An 18492-nucleotide genomic window follows, 5' to 3' on the forward strand; every position below is an offset into this window, starting at 1 on the left:
AAGGTTAGTCAGGAATCAGATTTTTACTTCAGGCGCCGGCTTGTCGGTCGGGTTCTTGATCAGTTCCTTAACCTTGTCGCTCATTGGGAAGTTCAGGTTCAGGTTTTTTGGTGGGATCGGGCTTTCGAACCACTTGGCGTAGATCTTGTTGATTTCGCCGGACTTGTACAGGCCAACAATGGCGTCATCCACCGCTTTCTTGAAGGCAGGGTCTTCTTTGCGAACCATGCACGCGTAGGCTTCGAAGGACTGTGGAGTACCGGTGATGACCCAGTCATCCGGCTTCTTGGCCTTTGCTTCTTCACCGGCCAGCAGGGCGTCGTCCATCATGAAGGCTACGGCACGGCCGCTTTCCAGCATCTGGAAGGACTCGCCATGGTCTTTGGCGGAGATGACGTTCATGCCCATCTGCTTGTCAGCGTTCATCGCCTTGATGATGCGCTCGGACGTGGTGCCGGCGGTGGTCACGACGTTCTTGCCTTTCAGGTCGGCGAAGTCGGCGTAGCTAGGCTTGCCTTCCTTGTCTTTCTTGACCAGCAGGCGAGTGCCGATTTCGAAGATGTTGGTGGTGAAGGCGACTTGCTGGGCGCGTTCGGCGTTATTGGTGGTGGAACCGCACTCGATGTCGACGGTGCCGTTCTGAACCAGCGGAATACGGGTCTGCGAGGTGACCAGGTTGTACTTGGCCTGCAGATCGGGTTTGTTCAGGTCTTTTTTCAGGGCTTCGACGATGGCCAGCTGAATGTCGTGGGAGTAGCCCACAGGTTTGCCCGAACCATCCGCAATGTAGGAAAACGGAATGGAGCTGTCGCGGTGCCCGAGGGTGATGGTGCCGGAGTCGTTGATTTTCTTCAGTGTGCCGGTGAGTTCGGCGGCAAAGACTGGAGTGCTGATCAGAGCAGCAGCGATAGCTGCGCCCAGGATATGGGGAACGATGCGCATCAATACTTCCTCGACATTTGTTTTTTTTATGAAGCCGGCTAGACGGCTCTCTTGTACAGCGAATGCCCGTGACGGCTCCTGAAGCGTCCCAGGCAATCGTCTGGGAGTGTAGAGCATGAGTCGTGCCAGACCGGAAATAAAAGCTTAACAAGTTGATTTACATGAGGATTAATTTTGTATGACGACAAATATGTAACCGTTTGATCCGGTAAACCGAATAGGCTTGCCTGGGGCGTTCGGAAAACCGAATGCGTGGCGCTATAAAAAAGCCCCTGGGCCTTATGGCGCAGGGGCTTTTGTACGACGGGCCTGTCAGGCCGCTTCGATCTTGCTGCGGGTCTGCTCAACCTTGGACAGGTAGCGTTGCACGTTGTCCTGTTCCTGTGGGGTGGTGAACAGGCCGAGTTTGGTCCGGCGCCAGAGCACGTCCTGAGGCTGGGTTACCCATTCTTCGGCACACAGGTAGTCGACCTCGCGGGTGTACAGGCCGCCCCCCAAATGTTCACCCAGGTCAGCCAGCGATTGCACGCCTTCGAGCAGGCGCCAGGTGCGGCTGCCATAGGTGGTGGACCAGCGGCGCGCGATCTCGCTCGGCAACCAGTCGAATTTGCTGCCAATGGCCTCGGCCAGGGCTTCTGGGGTGGTCATGTCCTCGCCGCCGGGCAGGCTGGCGGTGGCGGTCCAGCTGGGACGCATCTGCGTGAAGTACGGGGCCAGTTGCGCCATCGCCGATTCGGCGAGCTTGCGGTAGGTGGTCAGCTTGCCGCCGAACACCGACAGGATCGGCGCCTCGCCCGTACCACCGGACAGCGACAGGGTGTAGTCACGGGTGATGGCCGACGGGTTGTCCGACTCGTCGTTGCACAATGGACGCACACCTGAGTAGGTGTGGACGATGTCGTCGCGGCTCAGCTGTTTCTTGAAGTGCGCGTTGACCACCTTGAGCATGTAGTCGGTTTCGCCTTCGGTGATCGCCACTTTCGCCGGGTCGCCGGTGTATTCGCGGTCGGTGGTGCCGATGATGGTCAGGTGGTTCAGATACGGAATGGTGAAGACGATGCGCTGGTCTTCGTTCTGCAGGATGTGCGCGTGGGCGCCTTCGTACAGTTTCGGCACGATCAGGTGGCTGCCCTGGATCAGGCGGATACCGTAGGGCGAGTCCAGCTTCAGGTCGTCTTTGATGAACTTGGCGACCCACGGGCCGGCGGCGTTCACCAGGGCGCGGGCACGGATCGAGAACAGGCTTCCATCGGCGCGTTCCATGTTCATGTCCCACATGCCATTGCTGCGATGGGCACTGATGCAGCGGGTCTGGGTATGGATATGCGCACCCTTTTCACGGGCGGCCATGGCGTTGAGGACCACCAGGCGGGCGTCGTCGACCCAGCAGTCGGAGTACTCGAAGCCTTTGGTGATTTCGCTTTTCAGCGGGCTGTCAGGGCCGAACTTGAGGCTCTTGGAGCCGGCGAGTTTTTCGCGCTTGCCCAGGTGGTCATAGAGGAACAGGCCGGCACGGATCATCCAGGCCGGGCGCAGGTGGGGGCGGTGTGGCAGGACGAAGCGCATCTGCTTGACGATGTGCGGGGCCTTGGCCAGCAGCACTTCACGTTCAGCCAGGGCTTCGCGTACCAGGCGGAATTCGTAATGTTCGAGGTAGCGCAGGCCGCCGTGGATCAGCTTGCTGCTGGCGGAGGAGGTGTGGCTGGCCAGGTCGTCCTTTTCGCAAAGGAATACCGACAAACCGCGACCGGCTGCGTCTGCTGCAATGCCGACGCCGTTGATCCCGCCACCGATTACGGCAACGTCATAGACTTCGGCAAGCGGTGGAGCAGGCAAGGTAGAAGGGTTCATCGACTGGCCTCGGGAGCTTTTTCGTATTGGAATTCGAACATTAATGTTCATTTGCGAAAATGGTAGCTGATAAACGTGGGCACAGCCAGCCGACTTCGATTGAAAAAACTCATCGAAGGGCGGGAAAAGGAAGATTTGTGAACATGAGCCTGGGCAGGCTCGAGAAAAAGGCGCTGGATAAATCGCCATCGGGGTTTGCCCCCGATGGCTTCAGTGCAGACGCTATACGACTTCCAGGCGAACCTTGTGCTGGTTCAACAACTGCACCAAGGCCGGCACCGGCTCCCGATCCGTCACCAGGCAGTCCACCAGGCTGATCGGTCCCAGGCGAATCATGGCGTTGCGCCCGAATTTGCTCGAGTCCGCCGCCAGGATCACCTGGCGCGCATTGGCGATGATCGCCTGGGAAACCCGCACTTCCTGGTAGTCGAAGTCCAGCAGGCTGCCGTCCTCGTCGATGCCGCTGATACCCACCAGCGCGAAGTCGACCTTGAACTGGTTGATGAAGTCGACACTGGCCTGGCCCACCACGCCGCCGTCACGGCGCACATTGCCACCGGTCAGCAACACATCGAAGTCGTCCTTGGCGCTGAGCATGGTGGCGACGTTGAGGTTGTTGGTGATGATTTTCAGGTGGTTGTGGTTGAGCAGCGCACGGGCAATGGATTCCGTGGTGGTGCCGATATTGATGAACAGCGAGGCGTGATCGGGAATTTGTGCCGCGATGGCTTCGCCGATGCGTTGTTTCTCATCGCGCATCTGGTCGGCGCGCATGGCATACGCGGTGTTCTCGACGCTGGAGTCATAGGCCGCGCCGCCGTGGTAGCGGCGCAGCAGATTGGCGTCCGCCAGCTGGTTGATGTCGCGGCGGATGGTTTGCGGGGTGACAACGAATAGCTGCGCCATTTCCTCGATACTGACGTAGCCGCGTTCGCGGACCAGTTCGAGGATTTGCTGCTGGCGGGGAGGCAGATTCATGGGGCGTCCTTTGGGCTGCCATACAAAAGTGGCCCATGATGACGCAGGAATCTGCTCCCTGCCAGTTGCAACCCGATATAGGGCCGGCGCTTGGCTTATTCGGCGCCTTCGTGGGGCTCCCAGTCACGGGTGCGGCTCACCGCTTTTTGCCAGCCGGCGTAGAGTTTTTCCTTGGCGGCTTCTTCCAGCTGCGGTTCGAATTCGCGCTCGATCACGGCCTTGCCGCGCAGCTCGTCCAGGCTGCCCCAGAAGCCACAGGCCAGGCCTGCCAGGTAGGCGGCGCCGAGTGCCGTGGTTTCACGCATTTGCGGACGTTCGACCTGGGTGCCGAGGATATCGGCCTGGAACTGCATCAGGAAGTTGTTGGCCACCGCGCCGCCGTCCACACGCAGGGCCTTGAGGCGTTCGCCCGAGTCCTGTTGCATGGCGTCGAGTACGTCGCGGGTCTGGTAGGCAATCGACTCCAGGGCGGCACGAATAATGTGATCCACGCGTACGCCGCGGGTCAGGCCAAACAGTGCGCCACGGGCATACGGGTCCCAGTACGGGGCGCCCAGGCCGGTGAAGGCCGGGACCAGGTACACGCCGTTGCTGTCCTTGACCTTGCCGGCGAAGTATTCGGTGTCGGTGGCATCGGCGATGATTTTCAGCTCGTCACGCAGCCATTGCACGGTGGAGCCACCGTTGAACACTGCGCCTTCCAGCGCATAGGCCACTTCGCCACGGGGACCGCAGGCGATGGTGGTGAGCATGCCGTGCTTGGATCTCACTGCTTTATCACCGGTGTTCATCAGCAGGAAGCAGCCGGTGCCGTAGGTATTCTTGGCCTGGCCGGCCTCCACGCACATCTGGCCGAACAGTGCCGCTTGCTGGTCACCGGCGATACCGCCGATGGCGATGCCGCTTTTGGTGCGGCCGTAGATCTCGGAGGAAGACTTCACTTCCGGCAGCATTTCCCGCGGAACGTCGAGGATCTCCAGCATCTTCGCATCCCACTCCAGGGTGTGGATGTTGAAGAGCATGGTGCGCGAGGCGTTGGTGTAGTCGGTGACGTGGGTTTTGCCGCCGGTAAATTTCCAGATCAGCCAGCTGTCGATGGTGCCGAACAGCAGCTCGCCGTTGCGCGCACGCTCGCGGCTGCCTTCGACGTTATCGAGGATCCACTTGAGCTTGGTGCCGGAGAAGTACGGGTCGGTGACCAGGCCGGTGGTGTCGTTAATGTATTGCTCGTGGCCGTCGCGCTTGAGCTGCTGGCAGATCTCGGTGCTGCGGCGGCACTGCCAGACGATGGCGTTGTAGATCGGGCGGCCGGTGACCTTGTCCCAGACCACGGTGGTTTCACGCTGGTTGGTGATGCCGATGGCGGCGACCTGGTCATGGTGCAGGCCGGCTTGTGCCAGGGCCTCGACCATCACCGCGCTCTGGGTGGCGAAGATTTCCATCGGGTCATGTTCGACCCAGCCGGCTTGCGGGTAGTGCTGGGTGAATTCACGTTGGGCGGTGCAGACCACGTTGGCGTCGCGATCGAAGATGATCGCCCGGGAACTGGTGGTGCCCTGATCAAGGGCAATGATGTAGTTCTTATTCTCGATGTCGGTCATGTCAATTGCCTTGGACGAAATAAGGAAGTCAGAAATCAGCCGGGGCCGCGAAGGGCAGGGGACCAGGCTGGCGCTTTCAGGAAATACGAGTCTTGCCGTTGACAGCCGTGTCAGTTGTTTCCGCTATAGCAGGTGCGGCGCTCGGCAAGTGGCGAGCAATCAGCCCGCGATAGGCCGCAGCACCGAGGCATGCGCCGACAATCGGCGCGAAAATCGGAACCAGGAAGTAAGGAATCTCGCGGCCGCCAGTAAAGGCCATTTCACCCCAGCCAGCGAAAAAGGTCATCAGCTTGGGCCCGAAATCCCGCGCCGGGTTCATCGCAAAGCCGGTCAGCGGGCCCATGGCACTGCCGATGACCGCAATCAGCAGGCCGATCAACAGTGGCGCCAGCGGGCCGCGCGGCAGGCCGTTGTTGTCATCGGTGAGGGCCATGATCACGCCCATCAGGATCGCGGTAATGACCATTTCCACCAGGAAGGCCTGCGCCGTGCTCAGCAGTGCATGGGGGTAGGTGGAGAACACAGAGGCCAATTCCAGGCTCGCCTGGGTGCCGCGCACCAGATGGTGGGTTTGTTCGTAATCGAAAAAGAGATTGCTATAGAGCGTGTACACCAGCGCCGCCGAGCAGAAGGCACCGGCGATTTGGGCCAGGATGTAGAACGGCAGTTTGCGCTTGTCGAAGTCGGCAAAAATACACAGGGCGATACTGACCGCCGGGTTGAGGTGAGCCCCGGAAATACCGGCGCTCAGGTAGATCGCCATGCTGACGCCGATCCCCCAGATGATGCTGATTTCCCACAACCCGAAGCTGGCACCCGCGACCTTGAGCGCAGCAACGCAGCCTGTACCGAAGAAGATCAGAAGCGCAGTCCCCAGGAACTCGGCCATGCATTGGCTCGAAAGTGAAGGCTGTTGAAGAGCAGTTGTCATGGAAAACCTCGATTGTTGTTCTTGTCTGGCGCACTGCCTCAACGGACGGTTGCGCGATTTTCACCGTGACGAGGATCCCCATCCAAGACACGGCTTACTGCTGGAACGCTGCAGGTGTATTCCTACAGTATTCGGAAACGAAAAAATATAGACAAGAATGACGGCTGTCAAAGGTCGAAAGTGAACTGTCGGTCACTTTCCAACTATTGGTTTGATGAATGATCACGCTCGCCACGTTAAGTGTTGTGGACGGGGAGGGCGGACTAGAGCGTTTTATGCGGGCTTGGCCTAGAATTGGCCGTCTGTTTGCCACGCTCGGAGAGGTCATGACGCCCGCATTGGATTTGTTGAAAAAAGTTCGCGCCGAACATCGCGTCCACAGTTATGAACACGACCCCAAGGCGGCCTCCTATGGCCTGGAGGCCGCAGAGAAATTGGGCCTCGACCCGGCGCAGGTGTTCAAGACCTTGTTGGCCAGCAGCGAAAAAGGCGAATTATTGGTGGCTGTGGTGCCGGTCGTCGGAAGTCTGGACCTCAAGGCTCTGGCTCATGCGGCGGGTGTGAAAAAAGTCGAAATGGCTGATCCGGCGGCGGCGCAGCGTTCCACCGGTTACCTGCTGGGAGGCATCAGCCCATTGGGGCAGAAGAAGCGTTTGCGCACATTTATCGATGTGACGGCGCAGCCGTTTGCGACAATTTTTGTGAGTGCGGGGAGAAGGGGACTGGAAGTGGAGTTGTCCGCCGCGGTGCTGGCGGAGCATACCCAGGCCAAATTCGCAGAAATTGGCCGGGCGTAATCCCGGTATCCTGGATAACCAATGTGGGAGGAGGCTTGCCCCTCCCACACGTTGATCATTGACTCAGCCAGCCGGGCTGTAGCGCCGTACGCCGGATTCGGCGTGAGGAACCTGCGCCGCGACGCTGCCTGAGGCCTGGAACAGCACCAGATGCTCAGCGGCCACGCGAATGCCCACTTGTGCGCCCACCTGATGGTCGGCATGGCTGGGGAAAATCGACTCCAGCTGCGCGCCGGTCGGCAGTTGCAGGCGGTACAGGGTCGATGCGCCGAGGAAGGTCTTGCCGACGATCCGCGCTTTCAAGGCACTGTCCGGCGCGTAGACGATGTCGTCCGGGCGCAGCAAGACGTCCACCGCCCCCCCCGTAGGCCAGGTGTAGGCGCGGTTTCCGCGCAGGTCGCCCAGTTCGGTGTGGACGGACTCGGGCGAACTCAACTGGCCACGAATGAAATAACCCTGGCCGATAAAGCTGGCGACATACGGCGTCAGGGGTTCGTGATAGAGGTTGTAGGGGGTATCCCACTGCTCCAGGCGGCCCTCCTTGAACACCCCGACGTGATCACTCACGGCGAATGCCTCTTCCTGGTCATGGGTGACCAGGATCGCACTGGTGCCCCGTGCCTTGAGGATGTCGCGCACCTCGTGGCTGAGCTTGCGCCGCAGTTCGCCGTCGAGGTTGGAGAACGGTTCGTCCAGCAGCAACAGCTGTGGCTCCGGTGCCAGGGCGCGGGCGAGGGCGACGCGTTGTTGCTGGCCGCCCGACAGTTCGTGGGGGAAACGCTTGCCCAGGTTCTTGAGGTTGACCAGTTCCAGCAGTTCGGCGACCACACGGTCTTTTTGCGGGTGCTTGCGAATGCCGAAGGCGATGTTGTCGGCCACGCTGAGGTGGGGAAACAGCGCGTAGTCCTGGAACACCATGCCGATACGACGTTTCTCCGGTGCCAGGGTAAAACCGGCGCTGGAGATCACTTCGCCCGCCAGGCTGATTTCGCCTTCGTGCACCGGCTCAAAACCGGCAATCGCGCGCAAGGTCGTGGTTTTGCCACAGCCCGAAGAGCCCAGCAGGCAGCCGATATCGCCCGTGTTGAGGTGCAGATTGAGGTTCTGCACCACCCGTTGATCCTGGTAGCCGCATGCCAGATTGCGCAAGTTCAGCAGTAATGGCTGGCTCATGCGTGGTGGTACGCCGGTTCGACGAGGAATTCGAGCAGGGCTTTTTGCGCGTGCAGGCGGTTCTCTGCCTGGTCCCAGGCCACGGAGCGTGGGTCATCGAGCAGGTCGAGGCTGATTTCCTCACCCCGGTGGGCGGGCAGGCAGTGCATGAACAGCACGTCCGGCGCGGCCATGTCGAGCAGGGCGCGGGTCACCTGGAAGGGCGCGAACAGGGCCAGGCGCTTGGCGGTTTCGTCTTCCTGGCCCATGGAGGTCCAGACGTCGGTGCTGACCAGGTGGGCGCCGATCGCTGCGTCCTTTGGATCGCGCAGGATCTGCACACGGCCATCGGCCTTGGCCAGGAACTCGGCGGCCGGTTCGAAGCCTTCCGGACAGGCGATGCGCAGGTGGAAGTCGAACTGAATCGCCGCTTCTATATAGCTGTTGCACATGTTGTTGCCGTCACCGATCCAGGCCACGGTCTTGCCCTGGATCGAGCCACGGTGCTCAAGGAAGGTCTGCATATCGGCCAGCAACTGGCACGGGTGCAGGTCATCGGACAGGCCGTTGATCACCGGCACGCGCGAGTTGGCGGCGAATTCGGTCAGGGTGCTATGGGCGAAGGTACGGATCATCACCGCATCGAGCATGCGCGACATGACGATCGCGCAGTCGCTGATCGGCTCGCCACGGCCCAGTTGGGTGTCACGCGGCGACAGGAAGATGGCCTGGCCTCCCAGCTGGATCATGCCGGCTTCGAACGACAGGCGAGTGCGGGTCGACGACTTCTCGAAAATCATCCCGAGCACGCGGTTTTTCAAAGGCTCGAACAGTACACCGCGATTACGCAGGTCTTTAAGCTCAATGCCTCGACGGATCACGCTGACCAGCTCTTCGGGCGTGCAATCCATCAGGGAGAGAAAGTGCCTTGCGCTCATCATTAACTACCTTTTTGCAACAGACCGCAGATACTCAAAGCCTTGTTTATTGTGACAACGGGCGAGACCTGCGGCGAAAGCCGCACGGGGCGACGAAATAGGGGAAGGCGCGATCTTATAATTAAATGTCGCGTCTTACCAATAGGGCTACGGTTTTATGGGTGTTCAAGAAGGGCGCAAGAGCGCATTCGAAGACGGTTTCCAGACAGCAGCAGGTCATTTGTACACTGGCCTCGCAACCATTTGCAATGTGCAGGGGCGGGCCCAGGCCGGGCTGTGTCGGTTTTAGACGGGGGTTACAGGCTCTGTAACATTTGCTCATGTTTGCGCATGGCCTGGCCTGATGGCTATCGATTCACAGGACGAACGATGCTGGCGCCTGTCATGGTCACGGCCCATAGTCAGGCCAAAGCCCAATAAAGAGACTGGCCATGACCAAGACTCTCCACCACCGTGCCTGCCACCTGTGTGAAGCCATCTGTGGCCTGACCCTGGAAACCACCCAAGCCGAAGACGGCAGCCTGGCGATCACCTCGATCAAGGGCGACACGCTGGACAGCTTCAGTCGCGGCCACATCTGCCCCAAGGCCGTGGCGTTGCAGGACATCCAGAATGATCCTGACCGCCTGCACCAGCCTATGTTGCGGGTGGGCAGCGAATGGCAGCCAATCCCGTGGGATGAGGCGTTTGCCCTGGTCGCCGAGCGGCTCGCGGGCATCCAGGCGCGGCATGGGCAGCATGCGGTGGCGGTGTATCAGGGCAACCCCAGCGTGCACAACTATGGGCTGATGACCCACAGCAACTACTTCCTCGGCCAGCTCAAGACGCGCAACCGGTTTTCTGCCACCTCCGTAGACCAGTTGCCCCATCACCTCACCAGCCACCTGATGTACGGCCACGGCCTGTTGCTGCCGATTCCGGACATTGACCACACCGACTTCATGCTGATCCTGGGCGGCAACCCGCTGGCCTCCAACGGCAGCATCATGACCGTGCCCGATGTGGAGAAGCGTCTCAAGGCCATCCAGGCGCGGGGTGGCAAGGTGGTGGTGGTCGATCCTCGGCGCAGCGAGACGGCGGCGATCGCTGATCAGCATCTGTTTGTGCGGCCTGGCGGGGATGCGGCGTTGCTGTTCGGGGTACTCAACACGCTGTTCACCGAAAACCTGACGCGTGACAGTCATTTGCCGGTAGAGGGCCTTGAGGAGGTGCGCCGTGCGATCCTCGGCTTTACCGCCGAAGCCATGAGCCGCCAGTGTGCCGTACCTGCCGAGCAGATCCGCCAGTTGGCACGGGATTTCGCTGCTGCGGATAGAGCTGTTTGCTACGGGCGCATGGGGGTGTCGACCCAGGCGTTCGGCACGCTGTGTCATTGGCTGGTGCAGTTGATCAACCTGGTCACGGGCAACCTCGACCGCGAGGGCGGTGCGTTATGCACCAGTCCGGCGGTGGATTTGGTCGCGTCCACCGGTGGCGGGCATTTCAATCGCTGGCAGAGTCGCGTGTCCGGGCGCCCGGAGTACGGCGGCGAGTTGCCGGTGTCTGCATTGGCCGAAGAAATGCTCACCGGCGGCGAAGGGCAGGTCCGCGCGCTGGTGACGGTGGCGGGCAACCCGGTGCTGTCGACCCCCAATGGCCGTCAGTTGGAGCAGGCGCTGGACGGCTTGGAGTTCATGGTCAGCATCGACCTCTATATCAACGAGACCACGCGTTATGCCGATCTGATCCTGCCGTCCACTTCGGCGCTGGAAAACGACCACTACGACACCACGTTCAACATGTTCGCCGTGCGCAATGTCACCCGTTTCAATCGCGCGATCCTGCCCAAGCCTGAGGGGGCGTTGCATGACTGGGAGATTTTTGTCGGCCTGGCCACGGCATTCGCTGCGCACACCGGTAGGGCGCTCAAGCCCACCATGCCGCCTGCGCAAATGATCGACTTCGGCCTGCGCGCCGGTGCTTATGGTGATGCGTCGAGCCATCAGTTGTCGGTGGCGAAGCTGGCGGATCATCCCCATGGCATGGACCTGGGGCCGCTCCAGCCAAATCTCGCAGCGCGGTTGAAAACCGTGGATGGCAAGGTTCAGGCGGCACCGGCAGTGATTCTGGCGGATCTGGCGCGCTTTGCGGCGCAGCCGATGCCTGTGGCTGACGAGTTGCTGCTGATCGGCCGTCGCCATGTGCGCAGTAATAATTCCTGGATGCATAACTATCACCGGCTGGTGAAGGGCAAGCCTCGGCACCAGTTGCATATGCATCCCGACGACCTGGCCAGTCGCCAGTTGGCAGATGGACAGCGGGTGCGCGTCAGTTCACGTATCGGCATGATCGAGGTAGAGGTGGTCGCCAGCCTGGACATGATGCCCGGCGTGGTCAGCCTGCCCCATGGTTGGGGTCACGCCCGTCCTGGCGTCCAGATGACCATCGCCAGCGAGCAACCGGGGGCGAGCGCGAATGACTTGACCGACGAGCGGCAATTGGATGAGTTATCGGGCAATGCGGCATTGAATGGCGTACCGGTCCAAGTCGCTGCCGCATAAGGAGCCCGAGCACTGCGTTGGAATTTTGCGTTACAATGCGCCACCGTGCCGACCTGTGAGTCGCAAAGTTCCAGCCGAGGTGTTCCATGGATATCATCGAAACGATCAAAGAGCAGATTGCCAACAACACCATTCTGCTTTACATGAAGGGCGCACCTAACGCTCCTCAGTGCGGTTTCTCCGCGAAGGCTTCCCAGGCTGTGATGCAGTGTGGCGAGAAGTTCGCTTACGTGGATATCCTGCAAAATCCGGAAATCCGCGCCAACCTGCCGAAGTACGCCAACTGGCCTACCTTCCCGCAACTGTGGGTAGCCGGCGAGCTGGTCGGCGGTAGCGATATCATCACCGAAATGGCGGCTGATGGTTCGTTGCAGGCGTTGATCAAAGATGCAGCGGCAAACGCGGCGGCCAAGACCGACGCTTGATTCGCCTGCAATAAAAAGCCCCGCTTCTCGTGAGAGAGCGGGGCTTTTTTGTACCTGAGAGAGCGACGGGATTATTCGCCCATCTGCGATTGCAGGTAGTTTTCCAGGCTGACTTTATCGATCAGGCCCAGTTGGGTTTCCAGCCAGTCGATATGTTCTTCCTGGTCTTCGAGGATGTCTTCCAGCAGCTCGCGGCTGCCGAAGTCGCCCTTGGTCTCGCAATGTGCGATGGCGGCCTTGAGGTCGCTGTGGCTCTTGCGTTCAAAGCCCAGGTCGCTGCTGATCATTTCCTGGGTGTGCTCGCCGATGTTCAGCTTGCCCAGGTCCTGTACGTTCGGCAGGCCTTCGAGGAACAGGATGCGCTTGATCAGCGCGTCGGCGTCCTTCATGGCCTTGATGGATTCTTTGTATTCACGCTTGCCAAGCTTTTCCAGGCCCCAATCGTCGTACATGCGCGCATGCAGGAAGTACTGATTGATCGCGACCAGTTCATTGGCAAGGATTTTGTTGAGTTGCTGGATGACTGAGATGTCGCCTTTCATGACTGGGGTCCTGCCCTGTAGTAGCTGTGTATAAGGCGGAGTTTGAGCGGCGAAAACCCTAGTGTCAAACCTAAGTTATTGAATAATAAATGAAAATTAATCGGAATAAGAATGTTTGTGTTCCGCGTCTTAGCGCTAACTAATTGAATTACAGGCATAAAAAAACCGGACACGAGGTCCGGTTCTTCAAAACACGCCTATTTAAGCGTGTGTAAATTCTGCTGAGTAGGGAACAGCGGCCTGGGCTGTTTGCAGCTGCGTCAGGGTTTCCCGTACCACTTGTTTGGCGAGGCAAGCACATTTACCACATTGACTGGCAACGCCGGTGGTTTCACGCACTTCCTTGTAGCTGCAGCAACCTTCATAGATTGCTTCGCGGATTTGTCCGTCGGTGACGCCGGTACACAGGCACACATACATAAGGGAGAACCGTCGCGGGTTTAAGGCTTAAGTGCGATGGATCTTAATGTTAACGAGAATGATTGTCAAAGTAGATTCGTAGGGTATTCGCCTGCACCGCCCTCACGCTGACGAACGGTTTTTTCAGTGTATGATGGTCGGTCTTCACGAAGCGTGACTGCGTCACAGGGCTGTCGCTTGAATGCGGCAGACTCAAGGCCGGTCCTTTTACTTCAATCGTCACCCTTACATCAGGAGATACCCAATGAGCGTACTCGTCGGCAAACAAGCCCCGGATTTCGACGTACCTGCCGTGCTCGGCAATGGCGAAATCGTTGACAGCTTCAAACTGTCTGAAGCCATCAAAGGCAAATACGGCCTGGTGTTCTTCTACCCGCTGGACTTCACCTTCGTCTGCCCTTCGGAGCTGATCGCTCTGGACCACCGCATGGACGATTTCAAAGCGCGTAACGTTGAAGTGGTTGCCGTTTCCATCGACTCCCATTTCACCCACAACGCCTGGCGCAACACGGCCATCAACGATGGCGGCATCGGCAAAGTCAAATACACCATGGCTGCCGACATGAAGCACGACATCGCCAAGGCCTACGACGTTGAATCCGAAGGCGGCGTGGCGTTCCGTGGCGCGTTCCTGATCGACGACAAGGGCGTTGTGCGCTCCCAGATCATCAACGACCTGCCGCTGGGCCGTAACATGGAAGAGCTGATCCGTCTGGTCGACGCCCTGCAATTCCACGAAGAGCACGGCGAAGTCTGCCCTGCCAACTGGAAAAAAGGCGACAAAGGCATGAACGCTTCGCCAGAAGGCGTTGCGGCTTACCTGACCGAGAACGCTGGCAAGCTGTAAGCCGGATTCGCGGGACAAAAAAACCGGCCTGAGAAGGCCGGTTTTTTCATGCGCGGGATTTGACCTCAGTCGCCGAAGTCTTCCCAGCCGCCCATCTGCTTCCAGCGGTTGACGATGCCGCAGAACAGCTCGGCGGTCTTCTCGGTGTCGTAGCGGGCCGAGTGGGCTTCGCGACCGTCGAAGTCGATGCCGGCCGCCTGGCAGGCCTTGGCCAATACGGTCTGGCCATAGGCCAGGCCAGCAAGGGTGGCGGTGTCGAAACTGGAGAACGGGTGGAACGGGTTGCGCTTCATGTCCAGCCGCGTCACGGCGGCGTTGAGGAAACCCAGGTCGAAGCTGCTGTTATGCCCGACCAGGATCGCGCGCTTGCAGCCATTGGCCTTCAAGGCCTTGCGCACGCCACGGAAGATATCGGTGAGTGCCGCTTCTTCGCTGACGGCCATGCGCAGAGGGTGATCGAGCTTGATCCCGGTGAACTCCAGGGCTGCCGCTTCGATATTGGCACCTTCAAACGGCTCGACGCGGAAGAAGTGGGTGTGCTCCGGATACACAAAGCCCTGTTCGTCCATGCCGATAGTCGTTGCGGCGATTTCCAGCAGTGCATCGGTGGCGCAATTGAAGCCGCCGGTTTCTACGTCGACAACGACAGGCAGGTAGCCGCGGAAACGTTCGGCCATCGGGTGGCGCGAACCACCACCGCCACCGTGTTCCTGGTCGTCATCGTAATGGTCTTCACTCACTTGCTTTCCTCCAGCAGGCGCCAGCGCAGTGTTTCACCGGCGCGCAGCGGGATAACGGTCAGCTCGCCAAATGGCAGGCTGGCGGGGGCGGTCCAGTCTTCACGGACCAGGGTGATACGGTCGGTATTCGCCGGCAGGCCATAGAATCGCGGGCCATTGAGGCTGGCGAAACCTTCGAGCTTATCCAGGGCGTTGCGCTGTTCGAATGCTTCGGCATACAGCTCGATGGCGGCAAACGCGGTGTAGCAACCGGCACAACCGCAGGCGGCTTCCTTGGCGTGCTGGGCGTGGGGCGCAGAGTCGGTGCCGAGGAAGAACTTCGGATTACCGCTGGTCGCGGCATCCAGTAAGGCCACCTGGTGGGTGTTGCGCTTGAGGATCGGCAGGCAATAGAAGTGCGGCCGAATCCCGCCCACCAGCATGTGGTTGCGGTTGTACAGTAGGTGATGGGCGGTGATGGTTGCGCCGACGTTGGCCGAGGCCTCGGTGACGAACTGCACGGCATCGGCCGTGGTGATGTGCTCGAACACAACCTTGAGGGTCGGGAACAGCTCGACCACGCGGCGCATGTGCTCATCGATGAAAATTTTTTCGCGATCGAAGACGTCCACGTCGCCACGGGTGACTTCACCGTGGATCAGCAGCGGCATGCCGACTTCGGCCATGGCTTCGATGGCCGGCAGGATCTTGTCGATACTGGTCACGCCGGAATCGGAGTTGGTGGTCGCTCCGGCCGGGTACAGCTTGGCGGCGTGCACGAAACCGCTGGCCTTGGCCTGGCGAATTTCTTCGGGCTGGGTGCGATCGGTGAGGTAGAGCACCATCAACGGTTCGAAGCGGCTGCCGGCCGGCCGTGCAGCGAGGATGCGCTGGCGATAGGCGTCGGCTTCGGCGGCGTTACGCACCGGTGGTACCAGGTTAGGCATGATGATGGCGCGGCCAAACGTACGCGCTACATCGGCCACGGTTTGGGGCAACGCAGCACCATCGCGAAGATGAATATGCCAGTCGTCGGGACGCAGCAGGGTCAGGCGGTCGGACATTGGGGATTCCAGGCGGGTCAATCTGGTGGGAATGCTACCGGAAAAGACTCTTGCAGGCACTCGCTATCAAGTTTTGCAGGATGCATCCGATAGCCTTTCGTATGCCTTATCGATGTATGACGCTTTGAAGTGTTGTAGAAACCAGTGGAGCCTCCCGTGCGCCAGCATTATCTAGCCCTGCTCAGTGTGTTCGCCAGCCTGCCTGCTATGGCCCTCACGTTCCAGACTCGTCTGGAGAACATTGAGTGGAAGGTGGAGGGGGACAAGTTCGAGTGCCGCCTGACCCAACCGATCACCGACTTCGGTTCGGGTGAGTTCGTGCGCCGGGCCGGCGAGCAGGCGACGTTTCGTCTGAAAGCCTATAACGGATCGCTGGGTGCAGGGTCGGCCACCTTGTTGGCCGCCGCTGCCCCCTGGCAGCCAGGTCGGGGTGACATCAATCTCGGTGCCGTACGTGCCGGCAGCGGTGATGTGCTGTTCAACAGCTCTCAGGCCCAGGCCGGGCGTCTCTTCAACGGTTTACTCGATGGACGCTCGCCCACTGTGCGGCACTATGGACGCGAGGGTGGCTATTCAGAGATTCGCCTGCTGCCGGTGAAATTCAACAAGGCCTACAGCGACTATCAGCTGTGCACCGCCAAGCTGCTGCCGATGAATTACGATCAGGTCAAGCAGACCGAAGTAGGCTTCCCCGGTGGCGGCATTGAGCTGGACGCTGCGGCAAAGCAGAAGCTGGCGGTGATTCTCGAATTCATGAAGGCGGACCCTACCGTCAACCATATCGAATTGAACGGCCACTCGGACAACAGCGGCAATCGTCTGAGCAACCGTGATGTTTCACGCCGTCGCGCACTGGCGGTGATGGACTACTTCAAGGCCAACGGTATTCCTGAGTCTCAGATCACTCTGCGGTTCCATGGTGAAAGCTACCCCCTGGCGCCCAACACCACTGCCGCCAACCGGGCCCGTAATCGCCGTGTGAATATTCAGCTCGAACGCGTGGCTGCCCCTGAGAAACCGGCCCCCCAGGCCACGGGCCCGAGTAACCCGGCACACACCTCCTGACGTGCGACCATCGGTCGCTCGTTCGACATAATCTGTCGCTTTATCTTCATTTGCTGTCGCGCCCCTGTAAATCCACGGTTTTGATCGGTAGAATCGACGCCTTTCCGTACAACCCCGTGGAGTGATGGCATGGCCGACGTAAACAAGGTCGTTCTCGCGTATTCCGGCGGCCTGGACACTTCGGTGATCCTCAAGTGGCTGCAGGATACTTATAACTGTGAAGTGGTGACCTTCACCGCTGACCTGGGTCAGGGCGAAGAGGTCGAACCTGCACGTGCCAAGGCGCAAGCCATGGGCGTGAAAGAGATCTACATTGACGACCTGCGCGAAGAATTCGTCCGCGATTTCGTCTTCCCGATGTTTCGCGCCAACACCGTCTACGAAGGCGAGTACCTGCTGGGTACTTCCATCGCACGTCCGCTGATCGCCAAGCGCCTGATCGAAATCGCCAACGAAACCGGCGCTGATGCCATTTCCCATGGCGCTACCGGCAAGGGCAACGATCAGGTGCGTTTCGAACTGGGTGCCTACGCACTCAAGCCTGGTGTGAAAGTGATTGCCCCGTGGCGTGAATGGGACCTGCTGTCCCGTGAAAAACTGATGGATTACGCTGAAAAGCACGCGATCCCGATCGAGCGTCATGGCAAGAAGAAGTCCCCGTACTCGATGGACGCCAACCTGCTGCACATCTCCTATGAAGGCGGCGTGCTGGAAGACACCTGGACCGAGCACGAAGAAGACATGTGGAAATGGACCGTCTCCCCGGAGAACGCTCCAGACAAGCCGCAGTACCTGGAACTGACCTACCGTAATGGCGACATCGTCGCGCTGGACGGCGTGGAAATGACCCCGGCCACTGTATTGGCGACGCTGAACCGTATCGGTGGCGAACACGGCATCGGCCGCCTCGACATCGTCGAGAACCGCTATGTGGGCATGAAGTCCCGTGGTTGCTACGAAACCCCGGGCGGCACCATCATGCTGCGTGCTCACCGCGCCATCGAGTCCATCACCCTGGACCGTGAAGTGGCTCACCTCAAAGACGAGCTGATGCCCAAGTACGCCAGCCTGATCTATACCGGCTACTGGTGGAGCCCTGAGCGTCTGATGCTGCAACAGATGATCGACGCCTCCCAGGCCCACGTGAACGGTGTTGTGCGTCTGAAATTGTACAAGGGCAATGTGATCGTTACTGGCCGCAAGTCCGACGACTCGCTGTTTGACGCCAACATCGCCACCTTCGAAGAAGATGGCGGCGCCTACAACCAGGCCGACGCAGCGGGCTTTATCAAGTTGAATGCATTGCGCATGCGCATTGCTGCCAACAAAGGTCGCTCGTTGTTCTGAGTGTTTAGCTCGTTGTAAAAAAATGGCCCCTTTTTCAAGGGGCCATTTTTTTGGCCTGGTATTTTGATTAAGTCCACGTTGTTTAAACTTGTTTAATTGGTGACCCAACTATTGGATTGCTGGTTTTTTTTGCCGGGCGAATGATTTTTTATCATTTATGTAGGAACCAGTCTTACAGATAATTCACTCATATAGGTGCGAGGAGTACGTAAGAAGTAAAAAATCCTGTAGGAAATAAGGAAGTAAATAAATATGTTGAATGGAACTGAAACTACCGATTTTTCTCTGCCAGCTCCGGTACCTGCAGTCGACGGTCAAGGGGCATTTCCTGAT

Annotated in this window: 17 protein-coding genes; 6 read left to right on the forward strand and 11 right to left on the reverse strand. The window is 59.4% G+C overall.

The window, feature by feature from the left end; all coding sequences use genetic code 11:
* Positions 1-15 precede the first annotated feature (15 nt).
* From J3D60_RS27340 to J3D60_RS27360, 5 genes are all read right to left on the reverse strand, one after another.
* A complete protein-coding gene (locus J3D60_RS27340) occupies positions 16-942 on the reverse strand; it encodes a glutamate/aspartate ABC transporter substrate-binding protein (protein WP_027604600.1) in 927 nt (308 codons plus the stop codon).
* Between the two features lie 312 nt (positions 943-1254).
* A complete protein-coding gene (gene glpD, locus J3D60_RS27345; RefSeq protein WP_027604599.1) occupies positions 1255-2793 on the reverse strand; it encodes a glycerol-3-phosphate dehydrogenase in 1539 nt (512 codons plus the stop codon).
* A gap of 222 nt (positions 2794-3015) precedes the next feature.
* Positions 3016-3771, reverse strand: a complete 756-nt coding sequence (locus J3D60_RS27350; protein WP_253493455.1) for a DeoR/GlpR family transcriptional regulator — start codon at positions 3769-3771, stop codon at positions 3016-3018.
* Between the two features lie 95 nt (positions 3772-3866).
* Complete coding sequence (glpK, locus tag J3D60_RS27355; protein WP_253493456.1) at positions 3867-5372, reverse strand: glycerol kinase GlpK; 1506 nt, start codon at positions 5370-5372, stop codon at positions 3867-3869.
* A 76-nt stretch (positions 5373-5448) separates the two neighbouring features.
* Positions 5449-6303 (reverse strand): MIP/aquaporin family protein, encoded by an 855-nt coding sequence (locus tag J3D60_RS27360; RefSeq protein WP_253493457.1) that lies wholly within the window; start codon positions 6301-6303, stop codon positions 5449-5451.
* Positions 6304-6629: 326 nt separating this feature from the next.
* Between J3D60_RS27360 and ybaK the strand changes: the two genes are divergently transcribed.
* A complete protein-coding gene (ybaK, locus tag J3D60_RS27365; protein ID WP_253494049.1) occupies positions 6630-7100 on the forward strand; it encodes a Cys-tRNA(Pro) deacylase in 471 nt (156 codons plus the stop codon).
* Positions 7101-7163: 63 nt separating this feature from the next.
* Here ybaK and J3D60_RS27370 read toward each other — a convergent pair whose 3' ends face one another.
* The gene (locus J3D60_RS27370; protein WP_065938694.1) at positions 7164-8273 is read right to left on the reverse strand and encodes an ABC transporter ATP-binding protein; all 1110 of its coding nucleotides are present in this window, start codon (positions 8271-8273) and stop codon (positions 7164-7166) included.
* Positions 8270-9190, reverse strand: a complete 921-nt coding sequence (gene argF, locus J3D60_RS27375; protein ID WP_027604593.1) for an ornithine carbamoyltransferase — start codon at positions 9188-9190, stop codon at positions 8270-8272. Before argF ends, J3D60_RS27370 begins: the two co-directional genes overlap by 4 nt.
* Before the next feature lie 431 nt (positions 9191-9621).
* On the opposite strand from argF, the gene J3D60_RS27380 reads away from it, so the two are divergent.
* Both J3D60_RS27380 and grxD read left to right on the forward strand, forming a co-directional pair.
* Positions 9622-11730 (forward strand): molybdopterin oxidoreductase family protein, encoded by a 2109-nt coding sequence (locus J3D60_RS27380; RefSeq protein WP_253493458.1) that lies wholly within the window; start codon positions 9622-9624, stop codon positions 11728-11730.
* 86 nt (positions 11731-11816) lie between these two features.
* Positions 11817-12155: a Grx4 family monothiol glutaredoxin gene (grxD, locus tag J3D60_RS27385; RefSeq protein ID WP_027604591.1), complete on the forward strand. Its 339-nt coding sequence runs from the start codon at positions 11817-11819 to the stop codon at positions 12153-12155.
* 71 nt (positions 12156-12226) lie between these two features.
* On the opposite strand, the gene bfr is transcribed toward grxD, so the two are convergent.
* The gene (gene bfr, locus J3D60_RS27390) at positions 12227-12697 is read right to left on the reverse strand and encodes a bacterioferritin (protein WP_012722487.1); all 471 of its coding nucleotides are present in this window, start codon (positions 12695-12697) and stop codon (positions 12227-12229) included.
* A 201-nt stretch (positions 12698-12898) separates the two neighbouring features.
* Positions 12899-13117 (reverse strand): bacterioferritin-associated ferredoxin, encoded by a 219-nt coding sequence (locus J3D60_RS27395; RefSeq protein WP_074844072.1) that lies wholly within the window; start codon positions 13115-13117, stop codon positions 12899-12901.
* Between the two features lie 244 nt (positions 13118-13361).
* On the opposite strand from J3D60_RS27395, the gene J3D60_RS27400 reads away from it, so the two are divergent.
* Positions 13362-13964: a peroxiredoxin gene (locus J3D60_RS27400; RefSeq protein ID WP_003172097.1), complete on the forward strand. Its 603-nt coding sequence runs from the start codon at positions 13362-13364 to the stop codon at positions 13962-13964.
* A 65-nt stretch (positions 13965-14029) separates the two neighbouring features.
* Here the strand turns inward: J3D60_RS27400 and rnt are convergent, their stop codons facing one another.
* Together rnt and pyrC are read right to left on the reverse strand one after the other, a co-directional pair.
* Positions 14030-14704, reverse strand: a complete 675-nt coding sequence (gene rnt, locus J3D60_RS27405; protein WP_027604590.1) for a ribonuclease T — start codon at positions 14702-14704, stop codon at positions 14030-14032.
* The gene (gene pyrC, locus J3D60_RS27410; RefSeq protein WP_027604589.1) at positions 14701-15747 is read right to left on the reverse strand and encodes a dihydroorotase; all 1047 of its coding nucleotides are present in this window, start codon (positions 15745-15747) and stop codon (positions 14701-14703) included. Before pyrC ends, rnt begins: the two co-directional genes overlap by 4 nt.
* Positions 15748-15903: 156 nt before the next feature.
* Here pyrC and J3D60_RS27415 point away from each other — a divergent pair, with 156 nt between their 5' ends.
* Entirely contained in the window at positions 15904-16812 is a 909-nt protein-coding gene (locus J3D60_RS27415; protein WP_065938697.1) for an OmpA family protein, read from the forward strand.
* Positions 16813-16941: 129 nt separating this feature from the next.
* Positions 16942-18159, forward strand: a complete 1218-nt coding sequence (locus J3D60_RS27420; protein ID WP_012722490.1) for an argininosuccinate synthase — start codon at positions 16942-16944, stop codon at positions 18157-18159.
* Positions 18160-18492 lie beyond the last annotated feature (333 nt).

Source organism: Pseudomonas sp. S3E17, assembly GCF_024168685.1.
GTDB lineage: Bacteria > Pseudomonadota > Gammaproteobacteria > Pseudomonadales > Pseudomonadaceae > Aquipseudomonas > Aquipseudomonas marginalis.

What these genes read in the sequence shown, in the direction of transcription:
- J3D60_RS27340 (WP_027604600.1), bottom strand. Translation starts at nt 942, where the DNA reads ATGCGCATCGTTCCCCATATCCTGGGCGCAGCTATCGCTGCTGCTCTG.
- glpD (WP_027604599.1), bottom strand. Translation starts at nt 2,793, where the DNA reads ATGAACCCTTCTACCTTGCCTGCTCCACCGCTTGCCGAAGTCTATGAC.
- J3D60_RS27350 (WP_253493455.1), bottom strand. Translation starts at nt 3,771, where the DNA reads ATGAATCTGCCTCCCCGCCAGCAGCAAATCCTCGAACTGGTCCGCGAA.
- glpK (WP_253493456.1), bottom strand. Translation starts at nt 5,372, where the DNA reads ATGACCGACATCGAGAATAAGAACTACATCATTGCCCTTGATCAGGGC.
- J3D60_RS27360 (WP_253493457.1), bottom strand. Translation starts at nt 6,303, where the DNA reads ATGACAACTGCTCTTCAACAGCCTTCACTTTCGAGCCAATGCATGGCC.
- ybaK (WP_253494049.1), top strand. Translation starts at nt 6,630, where the DNA reads ATGACGCCCGCATTGGATTTGTTGAAAAAAGTTCGCGCCGAACATCGC.
- J3D60_RS27370 (WP_065938694.1), bottom strand. Translation starts at nt 8,273, where the DNA reads ATGAGCCAGCCATTACTGCTGAACTTGCGCAATCTGGCATGCGGCTAC.
- argF (WP_027604593.1), bottom strand. Translation starts at nt 9,190, where the DNA reads ATGAGCGCAAGGCACTTTCTCTCCCTGATGGATTGCACGCCCGAAGAG.
- J3D60_RS27380 (WP_253493458.1), top strand. Translation starts at nt 9,622, where the DNA reads ATGACCAAGACTCTCCACCACCGTGCCTGCCACCTGTGTGAAGCCATC.
- grxD (WP_027604591.1), top strand. Translation starts at nt 11,817, where the DNA reads ATGGATATCATCGAAACGATCAAAGAGCAGATTGCCAACAACACCATT.
- bfr (WP_012722487.1), bottom strand. Translation starts at nt 12,697, where the DNA reads ATGAAAGGCGACATCTCAGTCATCCAGCAACTCAACAAAATCCTTGCC.
- J3D60_RS27395 (WP_074844072.1), bottom strand. Translation starts at nt 13,117, where the DNA reads ATGTATGTGTGCCTGTGTACCGGCGTCACCGACGGACAAATCCGCGAA.
- J3D60_RS27400 (WP_003172097.1), top strand. Translation starts at nt 13,362, where the DNA reads ATGAGCGTACTCGTCGGCAAACAAGCCCCGGATTTCGACGTACCTGCC.
- pyrC (WP_027604589.1), bottom strand. Translation starts at nt 15,747, where the DNA reads ATGTCCGACCGCCTGACCCTGCTGCGTCCCGACGACTGGCATATTCAT.
- J3D60_RS27420 (WP_012722490.1), top strand. Translation starts at nt 16,942, where the DNA reads ATGGCCGACGTAAACAAGGTCGTTCTCGCGTATTCCGGCGGCCTGGAC.